21 protein-coding genes are annotated in these 18,374 nt (G+C 67.3%); 8 read left to right on the plus strand and 13 right to left on the minus strand.

Annotated features, from left to right (window positions below; genetic code table 11):
• Window positions 1–58 precede the first annotated feature (58 nt).
• On the plus strand, window positions 59–1,396 hold the full coding sequence (locus AC4HOU_RS24600) for an MFS transporter (RefSeq protein WP_194991023.1): 1,338 nt from the start codon (window positions 59–61) through the stop codon (window positions 1,394–1,396).
• Window positions 1,397–1,403: 7 nt separating this feature from the next.
• Here the strand turns inward: AC4HOU_RS24600 and AC4HOU_RS24605 are convergent, their stop codons facing one another.
• On the minus strand, window positions 1,404–2,012 hold the full coding sequence (locus AC4HOU_RS24605; RefSeq protein WP_228806570.1) for a TetR family transcriptional regulator: 609 nt from the start codon (window positions 2,010–2,012) through the stop codon (window positions 1,404–1,406).
• Window positions 2,013–2,192: 180 nt separating this feature from the next.
• Here AC4HOU_RS24605 and AC4HOU_RS24610 point away from each other — a divergent pair, with 180 nt between their 5' ends.
• From AC4HOU_RS24610 to AC4HOU_RS24630, 5 genes are all read left to right on the plus strand, one after another.
• Window positions 2,193–3,251 carry a ferredoxin reductase gene (locus AC4HOU_RS24610; protein WP_194991024.1) on the plus strand — a complete coding sequence of 353 codons (1,059 nt, stop codon included), beginning with the start codon at window positions 2,193–2,195 and terminating at the stop codon, window positions 3,249–3,251.
• A 20-nt stretch (window positions 3,252–3,271) separates the two neighbouring features.
• Window positions 3,272–4,456, plus strand: coding sequence for a fatty acid desaturase family protein (locus AC4HOU_RS24615; protein ID WP_194991025.1), 1,185 nt, complete (start codon window positions 3,272–3,274; stop codon window positions 4,454–4,456).
• Window positions 4,457–4,801, plus strand: coding sequence for a hypothetical protein (locus AC4HOU_RS24620; protein ID WP_163814829.1), 345 nt, complete (start codon window positions 4,457–4,459; stop codon window positions 4,799–4,801).
• 224 nt (window positions 4,802–5,025) lie between these two features.
• The gene (locus tag AC4HOU_RS24625) at window positions 5,026–5,346 is read left to right on the plus strand and encodes a hypothetical protein (RefSeq protein WP_163814828.1); all 321 of its coding nucleotides are present in this window, start codon (window positions 5,026–5,028) and stop codon (window positions 5,344–5,346) included.
• A gap of 173 nt (window positions 5,347–5,519) precedes the next feature.
• A complete protein-coding gene (locus tag AC4HOU_RS24630) occupies window positions 5,520–6,242 on the plus strand; it encodes a DUF4389 domain-containing protein (RefSeq protein ID WP_194991026.1) in 723 nt (240 codons plus the stop codon).
• A gap of 61 nt (window positions 6,243–6,303) precedes the next feature.
• Here AC4HOU_RS24630 and AC4HOU_RS24635 read toward each other — a convergent pair whose 3' ends face one another.
• The 9 genes from AC4HOU_RS24635 to AC4HOU_RS24675 form a co-directional block, all read right to left on the minus strand.
• Window positions 6,304–7,545, minus strand: a complete 1,242-nt coding sequence (locus AC4HOU_RS24635; protein WP_280499234.1) for an MFS transporter — start codon at window positions 7,543–7,545, stop codon at window positions 6,304–6,306.
• The gene (locus tag AC4HOU_RS24640; RefSeq protein WP_324191424.1) at window positions 7,542–8,648 is read right to left on the minus strand and encodes a PLP-dependent cysteine synthase family protein; all 1,107 of its coding nucleotides are present in this window, start codon (window positions 8,646–8,648) and stop codon (window positions 7,542–7,544) included. Before AC4HOU_RS24640 ends, AC4HOU_RS24635 begins: the two co-directional genes overlap by 4 nt.
• 248 nt (window positions 8,649–8,896) lie before the next feature.
• The gene (gene lpqS / locus AC4HOU_RS24645; protein WP_163814826.1) at window positions 8,897–9,322 is read right to left on the minus strand and encodes a putative copper homeostasis (lipo)protein LpqS; all 426 of its coding nucleotides are present in this window, start codon (window positions 9,320–9,322) and stop codon (window positions 8,897–8,899) included.
• Window positions 9,323–9,368: 46 nt separating this feature from the next.
• Window positions 9,369–9,866, minus strand: a complete 498-nt coding sequence (locus AC4HOU_RS24650) for an excalibur calcium-binding domain-containing protein (RefSeq protein WP_194991233.1) — start codon at window positions 9,864–9,866, stop codon at window positions 9,369–9,371.
• Window positions 9,867–9,893: 27 nt separating this feature from the next.
• Complete coding sequence (locus AC4HOU_RS24655; protein WP_194991234.1) at window positions 9,894–10,052, minus strand: hypothetical protein; 159 nt, start codon at window positions 10,050–10,052, stop codon at window positions 9,894–9,896.
• A gap of 223 nt (window positions 10,053–10,275) precedes the next feature.
• Window positions 10,276–11,253, minus strand: a complete 978-nt coding sequence (locus tag AC4HOU_RS24660) for an ABC transporter ATP-binding protein (RefSeq protein ID WP_194991235.1) — start codon at window positions 11,251–11,253, stop codon at window positions 10,276–10,278.
• Window positions 11,254–12,075: an ABC transporter permease gene (locus AC4HOU_RS24665; protein ID WP_163814823.1), complete on the minus strand. Its 822-nt coding sequence runs from the start codon at window positions 12,073–12,075 to the stop codon at window positions 11,254–11,256. It lies immediately after the preceding gene.
• On the minus strand, window positions 12,068–12,895 hold the full coding sequence (locus AC4HOU_RS24670) for an ABC transporter permease (RefSeq protein ID WP_194991236.1): 828 nt from the start codon (window positions 12,893–12,895) through the stop codon (window positions 12,068–12,070). Before AC4HOU_RS24670 ends, AC4HOU_RS24665 begins: the two co-directional genes overlap by 8 nt.
• Before the next feature lie 87 nt (window positions 12,896–12,982).
• Window positions 12,983–13,915, minus strand: a complete 933-nt coding sequence (locus AC4HOU_RS24675) for a LysR family transcriptional regulator (RefSeq protein WP_375139407.1) — start codon at window positions 13,913–13,915, stop codon at window positions 12,983–12,985.
• Between the two features lie 147 nt (window positions 13,916–14,062).
• On the opposite strand from AC4HOU_RS24675, the gene mmsB reads away from it, so the two are divergent.
• Together mmsB and AC4HOU_RS24685 are read left to right on the plus strand one after the other, a co-directional pair.
• Window positions 14,063–14,956 carry a 3-hydroxyisobutyrate dehydrogenase gene (gene mmsB / locus AC4HOU_RS24680; protein WP_195021430.1) on the plus strand — a complete coding sequence of 298 codons (894 nt, stop codon included), beginning with the start codon at window positions 14,063–14,065 and terminating at the stop codon, window positions 14,954–14,956.
• Window positions 14,957–14,981: 25 nt separating this feature from the next.
• Window positions 14,982–16,466, plus strand: a complete 1,485-nt coding sequence (locus AC4HOU_RS24685) for a CoA-acylating methylmalonate-semialdehyde dehydrogenase (RefSeq protein WP_194991238.1) — start codon at window positions 14,982–14,984, stop codon at window positions 16,464–16,466.
• A 126-nt stretch (window positions 16,467–16,592) separates the two neighbouring features.
• Here the strand turns inward: AC4HOU_RS24685 and AC4HOU_RS24690 are convergent, their stop codons facing one another.
• From AC4HOU_RS24690 to AC4HOU_RS24700, 3 genes are all read right to left on the minus strand, one after another.
• Entirely contained in the window at window positions 16,593–17,408 is an 816-nt protein-coding gene (locus AC4HOU_RS24690; protein ID WP_490725373.1) for an NAD(P)H-binding protein, read from the minus strand.
• Window positions 17,409–17,438: 30 nt separating this feature from the next.
• The gene (locus AC4HOU_RS24695) at window positions 17,439–17,810 is read right to left on the minus strand and encodes a hypothetical protein (protein WP_490725375.1); all 372 of its coding nucleotides are present in this window, start codon (window positions 17,808–17,810) and stop codon (window positions 17,439–17,441) included.
• A gap of 125 nt (window positions 17,811–17,935) precedes the next feature.
• The gene (locus AC4HOU_RS24700; protein WP_490725377.1) at window positions 17,936–18,361 is read right to left on the minus strand and encodes a nuclear transport factor 2 family protein; all 426 of its coding nucleotides are present in this window, start codon (window positions 18,359–18,361) and stop codon (window positions 17,936–17,938) included.
• Between the last annotated feature and the right edge of the window lie 13 nt (window positions 18,362–18,374).

Below are 18,374 nucleotides of genomic sequence, written 5' to 3' on the forward strand. Positions count from 1 at the left end.
GACCAGGCGCGCTGCCGAGAACCCGGCTGGGTGGCCCGGTGTCGATTAGGGTGCGCGTATGAGTGAGGTCGACGTGCGCGGTGCGGCCGGGACCGGGCGCGGGCAGGTGGTGGCGTGGGGGCTGTGGGACTGGGGTTCGGCCGCCTTCAATGCCGTCATCTTGACCTTCGTCTTCTCGGTGTATCTGACCGACAGCGTCGGCGATGATCTGCCCGGCGATATCTCGGCGGGCGCCTGGTTGGGCTGGGCGCTCGGCATCGCCGGGCTGGTGGTCGCGCTGACCGCGCCGGTCAGCGGACAGCGCTTCGACGCCACCGCCAACCGTAAACGGTCGCTCGGTGCGCTGACCGCGTTGACTATCGCCGCGATGGCCGCGATGTTCTTCGTGCACGACGATTACCGCGATCTGTGGCTCGGACTGGTCCTGCTCGGTGTCGGCTCGGCCTGCTTCGAACTGGCCAACGTGCCCTACAACGCCATGCTGCGCCAGGTGTCGACCCCGGCCACCGTGGGCCGGGTGTCCGGATTCGGCTGGGCCATGGGCTATTTCGGCGGCATCTTCCTGCTGCTGATCTGCTATCTCGGCTTCATCGCCGGTGACGGCGACCGGCGCGGGCTGTTCGGCATCCCCACCGACGACGGCCTCAATATCCGATTGGTCGCCGTGCTGGCCGCGGTCTGGTTCGCGGCGTTCGCTCTGCCGGTGCTGTTCGCGGTGCCCGAAGTCGTGCGCACCGGAGCCGACCCGGGTGCGGCCAGTGCCGGATTCCTCGGCTCCTACCGGGTGCTGTGGCGCGACCTGCGTGAGCTGTGGATCACCGACCGGCGCACGGTCGGATTCCTGTTGGCCAGCGCCATCTTCCGTGACGGCCTGGCGGGTGTGTTCACCTTTGGTGCGGTGCTCGCGGTCGGTGTGTACGGCATCGCCGACGCCGATGTGCTGCTGTTCGGCATCGCCGCCAATGTGGTCGCGGCACTCGGTGCGATCATCGCGGGCCGCTTCGACGACCGCATCGGCCCGAAGCGGGTGATCGTGGTGTCGCTGGTGTCGATGATCATCTGCGGCACGGTGCTGCTCGTGGTGTCCGGCCCGCTCATGTTCTGGGTGTTCGGCCTGATGCTGACGGTGTTCGTCGGGCCTGCCCAGTCCTCGGCCCGTTCTTTCCTGGCGCGGCTCGCGCCGGCGGGCCGGGAGGGGCAGCTGTTCGGCCTCTACACCACCACCGGGCGGGCGGTCTCGTTCCTGGCTCCGATGCTGTTCGGTTTCTTCGCGTGGGCGTTCGCCACCGATCGCGCGGGCATCGTCGGCCTGCTCGTGGTGCTCGGCCTCGGGCTGCTCGCCCTGCTCACGGTGCCCGGACCGGACCCGGTGCCGGAGCCGGCGTCGTCGGAATGAGCGGTGGCTACGGCTTCCAGACGCCCATGCCCAGCGCGATGAGCCGAACCTGGTACACCGTGCGGTCGATGGTGCTCTGCTGGTCGCGCGGCGCGGCGGCGACATAATCGGCGATGCCGTCGGCCACCGTGGACACGATCAGATCCGCGGCCAGCTCGAGATCGTCCGATGACCAGGAGTCCAGCGCGCTGATCCGGGAGAAATCGACCACCAGCTCGCGCACGATCAACTGCATCTCCATGGCGATCGCCTGACGCAGTGCCGCCGAGCCGCCGCGGCGCTCACGGGTGAGGAATCCGAACAGCTCGCGCTTGTCGGCCACCTGATCGAAGACGAAACGCACGGTCTCCGACAGTTGCGCATCCGGCCTGCGGCGCAATTGCCGCAGCGCCAGCCGGAGGGCCTTGACGCCTTCGTCGACGAGGGTGGCGCCCAGATCGTCCAGTGAGGCGAAATGCCGGTAGAACGCGGTGGGCACGATGCCCGCCGAACGGGCGATCTCGCGCAGGCTGAGCGCGGCGAACCCGCGATCCGCGGCGAGCGCGAGGGTCCCGTCCAGCAGCGCCCGCCGCGTGCGCTCTTTGCGCACGACCCGAGTTTCCGCCTGCTCGCTCATCCCGGTGAGCATACATCCGTTCACCATGCGCTCTTTCTCCAGATGTAGTTCGCGTCACACCAGCTGCTGGTTGACATCCGTCCCCGGTCATCAGTCACACTATTGAGTGTACAGACGTACACTGAAATTTGTCTCGGGCTCGACTGCCGAGTGTGACCAACGACAGCACGGAGAAACCGCATGGTGGATCTCATCAACTTGGTGCAGACCCTGACCACACCGCATCCGCTCGACCGCTATCTGGAGCTGGTGCGCCCGATGCTCACCGCCAGGGAAATGCGGGCGGAAGTGGTGCGGGTGGACCGTTCGGTGCCCGGCACGGTCTCGCTGTCGCTGCGGCCGACGCGCCAGTGGTCCGGCTTGCTCGCCGGCCAGTTCGTGCAGATCGGCGTCGTCATCGATGGCGTGCGCCACACCCGCTGCTACTCACCGGTGAATTCGCAGCACCAGCGCGACCGTCGCATCGACCTGACCATCCGAGTGCATCCGGAAGGCCTGGTCTCGCGGTACCTGCACCGCGCCGCCGAACCGGGCCTCGTCGTCGATCTGGCACCCGCCTCGGGTGTCTTCCATCTACCCGAGCAGCGGCCGGACCGGGTACTGCTGATCAGCGGCGGCAGCGGCATCACGCCGGTACTGTCGATGCTGCGCACCCTCACCGACGAGGGGTACACCGGCCCGGTGGTGTTCCTGCACTACGCCCGCTCGCCGGAATACGTTCCGCACCGCGCGGAACTGGCCGCCATCGCCGCCGCCCATCCCAACGTGTCACTGCAGATGCGTTATCCGGAACTGGATGGCAGCGCCTTCGACTACGACGAACTCGAGCGGACCGCACCGTGGTTCGCCGACGCGCACACCTACCTGTGCGGGCCGGGCCCGCTGATGGATTCGGTGCGCAGAGTGTTCGAGGCCGAACAGCTCGGCGACCGCCTGCACACCGAGGAGTTCACGGTGTCGGTGGCGCCGGTCGACGCCGCCGACGCGCACGGCACGGTGACCTTCTCCGCCAGTGGCGTCAGCGCTGACAACACCGGCGAAAGCCTGCTCGAACAAGCCGAAGCCGCCGGGCTGAACCCGGAATACGGCTGCCGGATGGGTATCTGCTTCTCCTGCACCGCCGTCCGGCGCACCGGCTGTACGCGCAACCTGCGCAACGGTGAGACCGACGCCGATCCCGATCAGCCCATCCAACTCTGTGTCAGCGCCGCCGTCGGCGACGTCGACATCGACATCTGACAACTGAAGGGGAGCAACCGATGACCATTCTGACCGAGACGAAGGACGGCCCACTCGTCCTCACGCCGGAGCAGGTCGAGGAGATCGGCCGCGCGCTCGACGAGCTCCGCGACCGCATCGTCGCCGACCTCGGCGAACGCGACCGTGAATACATCTACTCGATCATCAAGGCGCAGCGCGGTTTCGAAATCGCCGGTCGCGGCCTGATGTACCTGGGGTTCCTGCCGCCGTTCTGGCTGGCCGGCGTCGCCGCGCTCGGGGTGTCCAAGATCCTGGACAACATGGAGATCGGCCACAACGTCATGCACGGCCAGTACGACTGGATGCGTGAACAGGGCCTCAATTCCCGGGTGTTCGAATGGGATACGGTCTGCCCGGCCGACCAGTGGAAGCATTCGCACAACTACATGCACCACACCTACACCAACATCCACGGCCGCGACCGCGACATCGGCTACGGCGTCCTGCGCATCGACGAGGATCAGAAGTGGAATCCGTACTACCTGGGCAATCCGGTGTACGCCTTCCTGCTGATGGTCTTCTTCGAGTGGGGCGTGATGCTGCACGACCTGGAGGCCGACAACATCATCCAGGGCAAGCGCAAGTGGTCGGATCTGAAGCCGCTGATCAAGGGGCAGCTGCGGAAGTCCGGGCGCCAGGTGCTCAAGGACTACCTCATCTTCCCCGCGCTGACCGGGCCGCTGTTCGTCAGCACGCTGGCGGGCAACTTCACCGCGAACCTGGTCCGCAACCTGTGGGCGTACTCGATCATCTTCTGCGGACACTTCCCCTCGGGCGTACAGACGTTCACCGAAGAGGAGACCGAATTCGAGACCCGCGGTGAGTGGTATGTCCGGCAGATGCTCGGCTCGGCCAACATCACCGGCAGCAAACTGTTCCACATCATGTCGGGCAACCTGTCGCATCAGATCGAGCACCATCTGTTCCCCGACCTGCCCGCCAACCGCTACCCGGAGATGGCACCCGAGGTCGAGGCGCTGTGCCGGAAATACGGTCTCCCGTACAACACCGGGCCGTTCAGCAAGCAGATCGCTTCGGTGTGGGTGAAGATTTTCCAGCTGGCGCTGCCGCCGAGTCTGCTCGAATCCCGTTTCGCCGGCCTGCTGCCCGCTGCACTACGGAAGCGAAAGGCCCCCGGTGTTATCGTGATGCGACAGCGGAAGGCTACCGAAGTGGGCGTGTAAATGATCGGGAAATTCGAAGCCAACAAAGATCTGATCCAGGAATTGACGTCCTCCGGCGCCCGGCATGTCGGCAATATCGCCACCATCATCACCGGCACCGTCCAGGAGGTCACCCGGGAGATCGGTGAGTGGATCACCGACGCGATCGAAATGAACGAAGCGGCGGCCGCGGCCAAACGCGACGCCGCCGCGGGCCCGATCGAGGCCGACGCCGACGACCAAGGGCTCGACGCCGAACCCCGGCTCGCCGATCCGGCCGACGATCCTCGATTCGACGCCGCCGCCCCGCCGGCGAGCTATGTCGAGGCCGAGATCGTCGAACCCGAGTCCGACGGCCCGCGGTAGCCGCGGGTCCGCCGACCACCATCGCGGCGAACCCCGTGGATGGCAGCGCCGGCGCCGAGAGGTCCGACTGGGACGGGCAACTCTCGGCGCCGGTGCGATCCGCGCTGTGCCGCTTGCCCGCCCGCACCGCCTGCGGATCGCGTCGATCCGCCCCGGCGCATCCCCGGCAACTGCCAGCGCGTAGTGCCTGCGCACCGCACCTCGATGGGCTAGCCTCGGAGTTTGTGCCCGCCTACGTGTCCTCGCCCGAGTTGACATTCGGCTTCATGTTCGCGCTGGAAGACCCCGAGCGAATCGCCGAGGTCATCCGCGATCTCATGCTGCGCCAGACGGTATCGGTGTTCCGGCTGGCCCGGCTGTCCGACGACGAGGGCCCGCCGCAACGCTACGTCGTGAATTGGTCGTCGATTCCGCAGATCACCATCACCACCAGCGCACCCGAACCCGATGTGCTGCGCGAGGATCGCATCATGCTGGTCAACGCGTTCCTCGGCGAGGACGGCGATATCAGTCTGTACTCCGCGCACGGCGAAGCGCCACACTGAGGCGAATTCCGTTCCGGAAAGCCCGCGACACCAACTTTGTTCGCCCGGCGAATGATTTGTTGGCGTGTCGGTACCGCAACGTTGTCGAAGTCGAAGCTGTTGTGGGACACAATCGCCACATACGGCCATCGTGCCGCCCTGCTCCCCGAGCATCGGTGAAGGAGTGTCGAAACATGCAACCCGACAATCCCGAGAATATCGGCGCCCCCGCGACATCCGGCTATCCCGTCTACGTCCGCGGCGATCTCGATCCCACGCTGTCGCGGTGGATGTGGCTGGTGAAGTGGATTCTCGCTATTCCGCACTACATCGTGTTGTTCTTCTTGCACATCGCCTACGCGATCGTCACGATCATCGCATTCTTCGCGATTCTGTTCACCGGCCGGTACCCGCGGGCGCTGTTCGAATTCAATGTCGGGGTGATGCGCTGGTCGTGGCGGGTCAGCTTCTATGCGTGGGGGGTGCTCGGCACCGACAAATACCCGCCGTTCTCGCTCGATTCGAAGCCGGACTATCCGGCCGACGTCGTCGTCGACTATCCCGAACGCCTGCATCGCGGCCTGGTGCTGGTGAAGTGGTGGTTGCTGGCGATCCCGCACTATCTGCTGGTCGGGGCCATGGTCAGCGGTACCTGGGCGGCGACGGGCTGGGATGAGGAGTGGTCGGGCGCCTATGCGCCGCCGGTGCTCGGCCTGCTGGTGTTGTTCGCGGTCATCGCGTTGCTGTTCACCGCGCGCTACCCCGGAGGCCTGTTCGATTTCGTCCTCGGCATTCAGCGCTGGGCGTTGCGTGTACAGGCGTACGCCTCGCTCATGCGCGACGAGTACCCGCCGTTCCGGCTCGACCAGGGCGCTCGCGAACCCGGCATGCCGGACGGCCCAAGTGCCATGAAGTAAACGCTCGGCGCGGCCGTGGGTGGTGTGCCCGGAATCCCGGTGCACACCACCCACCGGTGTGTCAGCCGACGGGAACCGGCGCGTCCAACCGTCCGGCTCGGGCGAGCAGGGCCAGCCCGCCCGCCGAGACCACGCCGATCGCGATCAAGCCGGCCCACGCCAGCGAACTGACTCCGGCCGCGCGCGCCGCGTCCAGGATGGTGCCCGTGCCCAGATTGCCGAGCAGGATGCCGACGCCGACGATGGTGTTGTACAGCCCGTAATGGGTGGCCACCAGCCGATCACCGCACAGCGCGACCACGGTATCCATCTCGAACGGGAACACCGCCGCCGCACCGACACCGAGCACCGCCGCCGTCGACAGCATGGCCCCGATCGCGACCGGGGTGCCGAGCCCGGTGCCGGGTACCAGCAACAACGGCACGAACGCGGCCGCCAGGATGCCCATGCCGAGAACCAGGCTCTGCGGCCGCCCCCAGCGTGCGGCGAACCAGCGGGTGATCCGCAGCTGGCCCGCGATGGCGATCAGCCCCGACACCACGAACACCGCCGTCATCAGCGTGGCGGCGGCCTCGGCTCCCACGACCCTGGTCGCCTGCATCGGCAGGGCCAGATACACCTGGAACGACAGCACGTAACAGCCGATCATGGCCGCGGAGAACAGCAGGAACGGCCGATTGGCCAGGACGACCCGCCAATCGTCGAGCACCGAGGCCGTCTTCTGCTCCGCCTCATGCTGTGGCAGCGCGCGCAACTGGGCGACGGTCAGTAACGCGAAAACGATCGCGGACCCGGCGGCGGTGGCCCGGAAATCGAAGGCCATCAAGGCAAGCCCGACCACCGGTCCGAACAGGATCCCCGCCTGGTAGAAGATATTGAACATGGCGAAGGCCTCGACGCGGCGATCGGCGGAGTCCACCGCGAGATAGGCCCGTACCGCCGGATTGAACAGGGCGCCCGCGAATCCCGTTGCGGCCGAGGCGATGATCAGGGCAGGCAGCGAATCGGCGAAGGCCAGTAGCGCGAAGCCGCCCGTGCGCAGCAGACATCCCGCGACGATCAACGGTTTGTATCCGAGCCGGTCGGCCAGCGTGCCACCCACCAGGAACATGCCTTGCTGGCTGAAATTGCGGATGCCGAGCACCAGCCCGACCGCCCAGGCCGCCAGACCCAACGGGCCTGCCATGTACCCGGCCAGATACGGCATCAGCATGAAGAAGCCGGTGTTGATGGCGAACTGATTGATCATCAGCATCCGGCTCGGCTTGCTGAAACTGCGATAGGTGGCGAGGAACTCGGTCACCGGCTGCTCTCCTGAGTGATGTCGTGGCGCGGGTCGATACTCGACGCGATGGCACCATGCGGGGTGGACGTCTGGTCGGCGCGGCCGCGACCCCGCGGATCGATCACAGTGGTGCACCGGGTCCAGCTGGTGACGACGGCATCGTCCGGGTGGCCGATGGTGGCGGGCTCGTCCGGAATCGCGGCGTCGAGCAAGCCGTGCGCGCGGCAGTAGTCGTCGTTGTAGACGGTGTCGAAGTATCGCAGCGGACCGTCCGGGAACACGGCGGCGATGCGCACGTGGGGTTCGGTGGTACGGGCCAGCCATCCGGCCACCAGCGCGACGGCGCCGACACTCCAGCCGCCGCTGGCATGGTGGGTCGCGGTCAGCGCCCGGCAGGCCCACACCGCTTCCTCCGGTGCGACCCAATGGATTTCGTCGAAGGCGTCGTAGTCGACGTTCTCGGGATGGATGCTGGAGCCGAGCCCGCGCATCAGTCGCGGGCCCGCAGGCTGGCCGAAGATGGTGGAGGCCACCGTGTCGACCCCGACGAGCCGCAGATCCGGGAAGTACTCGCGCAGTACCCGGGCCACCCCGGAGGAGTGGCCGCCGGTGCCCACCGAACAGACCAGCACGTCGATCCGGCCCAGCTGCGCCACCAGCTCCAGCGCCAGTGAACGGTAGGCCTCCCGGTTGTCGGGATTGCGGTACTGATCCGGGCACCAGGCCTTCGGGTCCTCGGCCATTAGCTGCGCGACCCGATCGCGGCGGGCCTGCTGCCAGCCGCCGACCGGATGCGATTCCTCGACGAGCTCTACGCGGGCGCCGTAGGCGGCGAGCATGTGGCGCATCAACGGTTCCAGGCCGGGATCGGTGACGAGGGTGACGGGGTGGCCGTGCACCATCCCGGCCAGCGCGAGACCGAGGCCGAGCGTGCCGCTGGTCGATTCGATGATCTGGGCGCCAGGAGCCAGCGCGCCACGTGCGGTGGCACGTTCGACCATGTGCAAGGCGGTGCGGTCTTTCATACCGCCCGGATTGGCGCCCTCGAGTTTCGCCCAGAACCCGCGGCCGGCCGGCGCGAGCGGTTCGGTGATCCACAGCACAGGGGTGTTGCCGACCATCGTGGCTGGTCGGGGGCACCGATTCGCCGTGGTCAGCAGGGCGGCGGGACTGACGGTATCGGTACGGGGAGCGGTGGGGTGCGAGGCCACCGCGCCGGCGAGCGCGGTCGGGGAGAGGGCAGCACTGTGCAGTGCAGAAGACATGGTGAACAGTCGATTCTGTGCGGTCGCTGATCGCAGCGAACAGGTGTGAGTGCGGAATGCACGAACACCGGCCGGCCCGGCAGCATCGGCCTGACGCTGCCCGATCAGTTCCTGGCGATACAGAATCGAGTCAGCAATTCCCGGCCGCTGACGGCCGGTGCGCCGCTGGACGGTGGCGCCCGCACGCCGTGGGCGAGCGTTGCCGTCAGCGCGAGCGCGACGATCAGCAGCGCGGCGAGGACCAGCAGGTCGAACAGGCTGGCGCCGCTGCGCGGCAGCGTCGCGAGCACCGCTTCGGTGGGCAGATGCCGATCCGGTTCACCGGCGTGCGGATGCGGGATCGCCAGCGCACGTACCGCCTCCGGGGTCGCGATGCCGGGGTCGGTCGATTCGATATGGGGATGCACGACGGCCGAGGGGTGCGCCGGGAACACGTGGCATTCCGGCAGCGACATCGCGATCGACCACACCGCGAACAGGAACGCGACAACGACCCGCATACCCGGGGTACGTATCGCGCGGATGGTCACGTCTGCCGATAGTACAACCGTCGTCGGCGCTGGGGAGTCGGGCTCGTCAGCGCCGGCTGGAACCGGAGCGGCTGCCCGACCCGGAACGTCCCGAGCCGGTGCCCGAGCGGTTGCGGCTGTCGGAATCCCCACTGGAGGTGTGTTCGGGCGCCCGGGTGGTGCCGGGGGAGGCGGAACCGCCCGGATCCGGCTTCGGCGCCGGTGCGCCCGTCGGCGTCGGCGGGCTCTGCGTGGCCGCTCCCGGTATCACGCGTTTGGTGGTCGACGTGGCGGCCGGACGGTCGGCGCAGGCGAGGCCGTCGTTCTTACTGTCGAGCTGATCGAGCTGGGTCGTGTAGCCGGCACTGCCGCGCCGCAGCGGAGCCTTCCCGGCATCCCACACCTGCTTGCAGTTCTGGAATGCCTGCGTGCTGGTGGCCGCCGCGCCGTGTGAGGAACTCGACGAGCGGCGTTTCTTACTCGAACCGCACCCGGTCATCGACAGCACCAGGACGGCGGCGAGCAACGCGCCGAGTATGACGAGCACAGGCCGGGACTTGACCATGATCGGCTCCCCCCAAAGGTTTTCGGATCAGGCGAACGTCAGCCAGTATCGACGACGCGATCGTCTACGGCAATATCTGCCCCGCAGGCTTCCGGCCCGATGTTCATCGCGGGCGGTGTGGATCCCGAGTGCTGTGCCGATCAGCAACGCGAGCATCATCGCCGCGAGCAGCGCTATCGTCGTCATCGTTCACCTTCATGACCGGACGGGCTCGACCATCCGGCGCCGAGTCGCTCCGGATTACGTCGGACAGGTCCGAGCTGCGGCGCGGTGGGTGCCGCGCCGGTAGACTTTCCTCGCGCGAGAGGTGCTCGCGTTCACCCCTTCATCCACCCGGCTACCTGTGGTGTTACGTGTCCGCCCGCGTGTCGCGCACCTGCGTGTGGCGCCGTGCGAGCGCGCCGGTTGGTCAGCGGGCGGACTGGTAGATCCGGCGCACGATGTCCTCGATCTCCGGCTCCTCGATGGACAGATCACGTACCTCTGCTCGCTCCGAGACCGCCGCCAGAAGCGAAGCAGCGGTGGTGTTTTCGGCATCGAAGGCCAGCCGTTGCCGCACCCCGCCGCCTTCGCTGGACACCAAGGTCGCACCCGGCAGATCGTTCAGATCCGGTGTCGCTTCGGCCAGATCCACCACCAGGACCCGCCGTGCGCCGACGGTCGCGCCGAGCCCGGCCAGCGTTCCGTCGTAGACCAAGCGGCCGTGATCGACCACCAGCACGCGATCGCAGAGCCGCTCGATATCGCCCATATCGTGGGTGGTCAGCAGCAAGGTGGTGCCGCGCTGGGTGCGCTCATCGCGCAGGAATTCGCGCAATCGCTGCTTGGACAGCACATCGAGTCCGATGGTCGGCTCGTCCAGGATGACGAGGTCGGGGGAGTGCAGCAACGCCGCCGCCACCTCGGCGCGCATGCGCTGGCCCAGCGATAGCTGGCGCACCGGGGTATCGAGGGTGTCGCTCATCTCCAGCTGCTCGACCAGCTCGTGCGTGCGTTTGCGGGCGATCTCCGGGTCCAGCCGATGGATCGCGGAGAGAATCGAAAACGATTCGCGCAGCGGCAGATCCCACCACAGCTGGGACCGCTGACCGAAGACCACACCGATGCGGCTCGCCAGCTGCCTGCGCTGACGCACCGGCTCGAGGCCACAGGTCCGCACCTGCCCGGAGGTCGGCACCAGAATGCCGGTCAGCATCTTGATGGTGGTGGATTTGCCCGCACCGTTGGCGCCGATATAGCCCACCGCCGCGCCGCGTTCGATCCGGAAGCTCATCCGGTCGACGGCGGTGAGCACTTCCCGACGCTTGCGCCAGCGGTCGCCGTGCTTGCGACGCAGAACGAATTGCCTGGTCAGATTCTCGATCTCGATGATCGGCCCGTCGTTCATCTATCCGCCGCCTCCCTGGTAGTGCCTGGTGCCGAGCCGCCATGCGCCGAGCGCGATCAGCCATACCCACAGCGCGGCCAGCGGCGTCAGCCAGGCAAGCCAGGCCGGCAGAAACGCCGGCCCCGGCACGCCGAGCAGGGCGATGGCGGGCAGGTAGGCAGTGAACGCGACCGGGATGGCGAAGCCGAACAGCAGCCGCAACGGTGGTGGGAACACCGAGGCGGGCTGGGTGGCGGCGAAGACGCCGCCGTAGGTGAAGCTGTTGGTGAGTTCGGAGCCGTCGATCAGATAGAACTGGCAGCCGGCGGCGCAGACGAACAAACCGCCGAACAGCGCGATACCACTCGCCAGCGCCATGACCAGCAGGGCGACCGAGGCGAGCGACCAATCGATATCGTTGCGAGCCAACCCGACGATCAGCACCGTGATCGAGACGATCGCGCGGGCGAATCGGCGCAGCGCGATATCGCCGGTGATCAATTGCAGCAGTAGTGGTTGCGGGCGCAGGTGGTAGATGTCGAGGGTGCCGAGCCGGATCAGCGTCGGCAGCTGGTCGAGGTGCCCGAACAGCACCTGGGCCAGCGCGAACGCGGTATTGCTCAATCCGAACAGCAACAACGCGCCATCCAGATCGAGTCCACCGAGCACCCGCCCGCTGCCGAAGATCACCCATACTTCGCCGAACTCGGCCAGCCCCAGCAACAGCGAGCCGAACAGATCGCTGGCGAAGGAGAGCCGGTAGCTGCGCTGAGCGTCGAGGCGCGAACGCAATACCGCACGATAGGGGGTGAGCCAGGTGCCGGCCGCGGTTCGATCAACCACCCTGCACCTCGAGTTTGCGCCGACCCGCCCGCAGGAGCACCTGACCGAGCGCACCGATCGTCACCACCCAGAACAACTGGACGCCGACGACCTGGAGCGCGTCGACCCCGAGCACCCGGCCCGAGAGCACATCGACCGGCGCCTGCAGGATGGACGGGAACGGCGTGGCGTTCGCGACGGTGCGCAACCAGTCGGGAAACGCGTGGATCGGCACGGCCAGCCCGGCCAGGAACACTCCGCAGGTGCGGTGCAGGATTTCGATTCCGCGTGTCTCCACCACCCAGAAACCGGCGGTGGCCACCGCGAACAGGCACAGAAACGACACCGCGACCGCCAGCGCCACGCTGATCAAGCCGACGACATAGGGCCCCGGCGTCGTGGGCATGGTCAATCCGAACGTGAGTGTCCCGACCAGGATGCTCGGCACACCGCGCGGTAGCAAGGTGCAGGTGGCGCGGCCCAGATCCGCTGCCAGATAGCCGAATTGCACGTCCACCGGGCGCAGGAAGTCGATCGCGATGTCCCCGGTGCGGACCCGTTCACGCAATTCCGAACTCGGCCCCATGAATTGGACCGCGCCGAGCAGACCCTGCGATATCCACACATAGGCGCCGATGCTCGCGGCGTCGTAGTCGCCGAAACTGCCCGCGGCCCCGACCGCGGCCACCATGACCGCCGCGCGGACGAGCCCGAAGACACAGTTGGTGAACAGTCCCGCGAACATGGCCAGTTTGTATTGCCATTGCCGCCGGAAACCGGCCACCGCCAGATACCAATACACCGCAGACGACCTGCGCAGATCCTGCGCAACGGTGAGCATGCCGAACCCCCTCCCGACGCCGAGGCGCAAGGATACGACTCTACATGCCCCGTGGGCGCGCCGGAAGCGAACGGCGGGCCGGGACGGTCAGCCGGGACGTCCGCGCAGCTCGTGCGACCGCGACTCGACCTCACTGCGCAGGGCGGCGAGCACCGCGCGTACCGCGTTGCTGCGCAACGATTCCTCGCGTGCCACCGACCAGTACGAGATCTCTGGATTGAACTCCTCACGCAGCAGGCGGCGAAGTTCCGGTCGCTCGTCGGCCAGATACACCGGGAGGATGCCGATTCCGGCACCCGCGACCGTGGCCTCCACATGCGCGAACACACTGGTCGAACGCAAGCTGGTGGCTGGCTGCGGCAGCAGCTTGGCGGCCAGATCCAATTCGTCGACCTGCAAGGCGGATTCGATGTAGTAGATCAATCGGTGGTCGGCGAGATCGGCCAGCGTCGCGGGGCTCCCATGACGGGACAGGTAGGTCTCGCCGGCATAGAGGCCCAGATAGTAGTTGGTCAGATAGCGGGCGATGGCGCGATGCACGTCCGGCCGACCCGCCACGATTTCCAGATCCACACCCGACCGGTTCTGGCGTACCCGCCGGGTGGCGCTGATCAGCTCGACCGACAGCCGTGGATGGCTTTCCTGCAGCCGGGCAAGGGCCGGCACGGCGAACCGGACCGCGAAGCCGTCCGAGGCCGCGATCCGCACCAGGCCACTCACCCCGTCGCGGGCGGCCTGAGCGGGCGTGGCCAGCTGCTGCAGGGATCGCTCGATCTCCTCGGCCACGACCAGTGCGCCACGACCCAATTCGGTGAGTTCCCACCCGCCCGATCCGCGCACCAGGACGCGTCCGCCCATGGCCTTCTCGAGTGCGGCGATGCGCCGTGACGCCGTGGTCGAGTTCACCCCGAGCGCATCGGCGGCCGCGGAGAATTTGCCGAGCCGCGCTACGGCAAGCATGACCAGCAGATCATCGGGGTTGGGCTGGCCCGCGGCCATGTGTCGTCGCTCTGCGGTCATACCGCGATCTCACCATGGTGGCTGCAAATTTGCAGCACCTTGCTGCAAAAGTAGGTCGCAAACTGCATTGATCTCAATGCGTCGGGTCCCATAGCGTGGCCTGCATCACTCATCTCATGCCAATCGACATCAGGATGGAGCTCGACGATGGCAACAATCGCGTGGATCGGCCTCGGCCATATGGGCCACCCCATGACGACGAATCTGGTGGCCAAAGGGCACACCGTCCACGGCTTCGACCTGAACGCCGACGCGCTCGCCGCGGCGGCCGCGAAAGGTGTGAAGCCCTGTGCGTCGATCGCGGAGGCAGTGCAGGGCGTCGATGCCGTGTTCACCATGCTGCCCAAGGGCGAGAATGTCCGCGCGGTGTACGAGGGCCCCGATGGGGTACTCGCCCGGGCGGATTCGTCGGCGCTGCTGGTGGACAGCTCCACCATCGATATCGACACCGCGGCCGCCCTGCACGAGATGGCCCGCGCCCAAGGATTCCGCTTCGTCGACGCGCCCGTCTCCGGCGGCATCAGCGGCGCCGCCGCCGCGACGCTGACCTTCATGCTCGGCGGCGAACCCGATGCCGTGGACGCCGCGGCCGAACTCGTCGAGCCGATGAGCCGCAACATCATTCGCACCGGCGGCGCCACCTCCGGTCAGGCCGCCAAGATCTGTAACAACATGATGCTGCTGATCAATCTGGCCGGCTGCGCCGAAGGTGCGGTGCTGGCCCAGCGGCTCGGGCTCGACCCGCAGGTGTTCTGGAATGTGGCCTCGGTGTCGTCGGCGGATTCGTGGGCGCTGCGCACCTGGTATCCGGTACCGGGAATCGTCGAAACCTCCGCCGCCAACAACGGTTTCGATCCGACCTTCGCCGCGAGCCTGGCCAACAAGGACATCGGCCTGGCGCTGCAGGCCGGCGAATCCACCGGCACCCCGCTGCCGACGGCGAGCATCGTCGCGGGCCAGCTGCGCGACCTTGTCGACAGCGGCCTCGGCGACCGCGACTGCACGCTGATCATCAAGCACATCGACGACACCATCGCCTGACCTTCCGACCCGAAAGACGCAGACCATGAACCGCATTCCGCATTACCTCAACGGCAAACGCATCGACGCCGGGGTACGCACCGGCCCGGTCTTCGACCCCGCCACCGGCGCACAGACCGCCGAGGTGGTCTTCGCCTCCGCCCCGGAAGTCGCCGACGCCGTCCAGATCGCCAAGAACGCCCTGCCGGGCTGGCGCGCCACCAGCCTCATCAAGCGCTCCGATGTGTTCTTCCGGCTGCGCCACCTGATCGGCGAACGACGCGAGGAACTGGCGCGGATCATCTCCGCCGAGCACGGCAAGACCGTCGCCGACGCGGTGGGGGAGATCGCTCGTGGCGTGGAGAACGTCGAATTCGTGGCCGGGCTCACGCATCTGCTCAAGGGCGACTACTCCGAACAGGTCGCCGGCGGGGTCGACGTCCATCAGGTGAAGCAGCCGGTCGGTGTGGTCGCCTGCATCACCCCGTTCAACTTCCCCGCGATGGTGCCGCTGTGGATGGTGTCCTCGGCCATTGCCTGCGGCAACACCGTCATCCTCAAGCCGAGTGAAAAGGATCCCTCCGCGGCTGTGTTCATCGCCGAACTCTTCAGTGAGGCGGGTCTGCCGGATGGCGTGCTGAATGTGGTGCACGGCGACAAGGAGGCCGTCGACGCACTCATCGACGACAGCGACGTCGCCGCGGTGAGTTTCGTCGGGTCCACACCCATCGCGGAGGCCATCTACCGCCGCGCCTCCGACCAGGGCAAGCGCGTGCAGGCCCTCGGTGGGGCGAAGAACCACATGGTGGTCATGCCCGACGCCGACCTCGACGCCGCGGCCGACGCGGCGGTCTCGGCCGCGTACGGTTCCGCAGGCGAGCGATGCATGGCGGTGTCGGTGCTGGTCGCCGTCGGCGAGGTCGCCGACCCGCTGATCGACAAGATCACCGATCGGGTGCGGGCCCTGCGGATCGGGCCCGGTTCGGATCCGGACTCGGAGATGGGGCCGCTGATCACCCGCGAAGCCAGGGATCGGGTCGCCGGTTATGTGGCAGGCGCGGCCGCCGAGGGTGCGAAGGTCGTGGTCGACGGCCGTCAGCAGGTGTTCGACTCCGATGGATTCTTCATCGGCGTCAGCCTGATCGACGAGGTCCGTCCCGGTATGAAGGTCTACGACGACGAGATCTTCGGGCCGGTCCTCGCCGTCGTCCGCGTCGGCAGCTACCAGGAAGCCGTCGATCTGGTCAATGCCAACTACTACGGCAACGGCGTCGCCATCTTCACCCGCGACGGCAAGTCCGCCCGCCAGTTCGAGTTCGATGTGGAGGTCGGCATGGTCGGCGTCAACGTCCCGATCCCGGTGCCCATCGGCGCCTACTCGTTCGGCGGCTGGAAGAAATCGCTGTTCGGCGACACCCACATCTACGGCCCGGAGAGCATCCACTTCTACACCCGCAGCAAAGTGGTGACCACCCGCTGGCCGGAGCCTTCGGAAAGCCAGGTGAACCTGGGCTTCCCGACGAACTCTTGATCCGGTTGCCTGCCCCGCCGGAGCGTGTTCCCGGGGCAGGCGGCTCGGCCGGACGCATCGGCCGGCCGGCCGTTCGAGCGCGAGTCAGCCCGGCGCCCTGGTCACTCATCCGATTCGAGGGCCAGGTCAGCGGAAGGCGTCGGCGTGGTCCGCCGCCCATTGCCGGAACGTGCGCGGCGCGCGGCCGAGGATCTGTTTCACCGTCGGGCGAACGATGGATTCATCGATGGCCCCGTCGACGTAGAAGTCGAAGAAGGCGTCCACGTATTCGACGGGAGTGGTCTCCAGCATCTGGGCGCGCGCCTCATCGTCGGTGAGTTCGAGGCAGGTGAGATCGCGGCCGGTGGCCTCGGCCAAGATCGCCACCTGCTCGTTCGGGGTGAGCGGTTCCGGCCCGGTGGGCCAGAGGATCTCGCCGTGATGGGAATCGGCTCGCAAGACGGTGGCGGCCACCGTGCCGAGGTCCTGCGGATCCAGCGCAGCCGTGCGCACCCGTGGGAACGACACCTGGATCACATCACCGTCGCGCAGCTGCGGCAGCCAGCGCAGGGCATTCGATGCGAACGCGCAGGGCCGCAGAATGGTCCACGCCATCCCGCTCTCGGTGGTCTCCTGCTCGGCGGCCATCATGTAGCGGGTGATCGCGTTGGCGGTGTCACCGGTGGCCGCGGAAACGCCGGAGAGCTGCACGATGTGTTCGACACCGGCCTGCGCGGCCGTCTTCGCCACACCCGGGTAGCCGGGCAGCAGGAACATCGCGCGCACCCCATCGAAGCTCAGTGCCTCGGGCGCGGTGAGATCGCCGGCCACCACCTCCACGCCATCGGGCGCGTCGGTGCCCGAGGCATCGCGCACCAGCGCTCGCACGGGCTCCCCGGCTGCCGTCAGCGCCTTGACGACTTCCGCGCCGACATTGCCGGTCGCTCCTGTCACGAGAATCATCAGCTTCCTATCGTTTTCTTGTCGGTGGGTTCACAGAGTTCGCTGGAAATGGGCGGCGACGGCGTCGACGGCAATGGTGACCTGCGGTTCCTGGTCGTAGAAATCGAACTGGTTGCCCTCGGTCCAGACGATGTCCTCGGACTCGGCCAGACCGGCGTGGAAGCCGCGCGCCGTCGGGGATGGCGGCGTCCTCGTTGTGGCGGCCACCGCCTCGCTGCCGCCGTAGACCTGCGCACAGATCGTGGCGTCGTGCAGCCACGGCGCTACCAGCGCAAGGGATTTCACGGCGGGGTCGTCGGCGGCGTTGTCGGACATGTACATCGCGGTCGCGCAGATGCCGAGCAGGCGCCGGGCGTAGCGGTCGGCCATCAGCTCCTTGACGCTGGTCCATGTCCCGGCCACCACCACCCCCGATGCCGGCCCGCCGTGCGCGGGCAGGGTACAGATTGCCGATGAGTTCGACACCGGCGCTGTCGAAGTCGACTTTCACGAACGTCACTCCGTATCACAAATGTCGAAGACGGGTTTCATGGCAGAAGGCCGCGATTGCCGTCGCCCCAGGACGCTGTCATCACCACGCCGCTGATCTTCCAGGCGGCGCCGATGCGTGCCAGGTCGAAGCGGTAGCTGCCGCCGAGGGTCCACAGCGAAGCGCCGAATGCGTCGGAGCTGCGGTGGGTGGCCTGGAAGGACGCGGTGCACACCGCACTGTCGCCGTCCACGGTCACCAGGTGATTGCCGAGCAGGTGCTGAGTGGCGTCGAAACCACCCAGGGTTTCGCGCCAGGCGGCCACGATCTGCGCCGGCGTCATCGTGACAGGTTCGCCGCCGTTGAGGCTCGTGTAGTCCAGTCGCACGCTGTCGTGGAAAACGGCTGCGAGCTGGTCCCATTCACGATGGTCGGTGTGCCAGACCATGCGGGTGCAGGTGTCGATGACGTCGAGGCGATCCATATCCCTCATGGTC

Source organism: Nocardia sp. JCM 38205 (assembly GCF_058222935.1).